Origin of the sequence: Bradyrhizobium sp. NBAIM08, assembly GCF_020193935.1 — a bacterium.
Classification (GTDB): Bacteria; Pseudomonadota; Alphaproteobacteria; order Rhizobiales; family Xanthobacteraceae; genus Bradyrhizobium; species Bradyrhizobium yuanmingense.
This window is the reverse complement of record NZ_JADYVR010000774.1, coordinates 1-415: the sequence shown is the minus strand read 5'-3', so window position 1 is coordinate 415 and position 415 is coordinate 1. Positions and strand designations below refer to the sequence as shown.

The following is a 415-nucleotide window of genomic DNA, read 5'->3' as shown; positions in this document are numbered from 1 at the left end:
GCGCAGCAGGTTGAAATTGGGATTGGCGGCCATTTTCGCTCCGGTGAGACTGGTCCTCTTACGGGCAATTAAGCCATCTTTTGTCTTCACAAAGGTCACATTGTCGATCGTCCCTTCTAAAGTGATAGATCCTGTTACTCTTGCCATTGCGTTGGTTTCAGTTTTTGAGATGAAGTGAAAAAGGGCATGCTGATCGCCTGCTTTGCCGACTAAAGGGGAGAACTCTTCCCGCGCCGCGATCGGGGCTATACCGAATCTTCCGGACCTCATCCGTACAGACTTGCGCAACCCTGCCGCAGGGTGAATGGTCACCTCATAACTGGCTCATCAAATCTACGTACAAATCTCGGGTTTATCTTGGGTCAACTCCCACCATACCTCATACTTACCTCATACTTACTTCATAGTAATCTCA

1 protein-coding gene is annotated in these 415 nt (G+C 48.9%); it reads right to left on the bottom strand.

The window, feature by feature from the left end; all coding sequences use genetic code 11:
• Positions 1 to 312 (bottom strand): hypothetical protein (locus tag I6F37_RS42000; protein WP_225154673.1); only part of this gene is annotated, 312 nt, incomplete at its 3' end.
• Positions 313 to 415 lie beyond the last annotated feature (103 nt).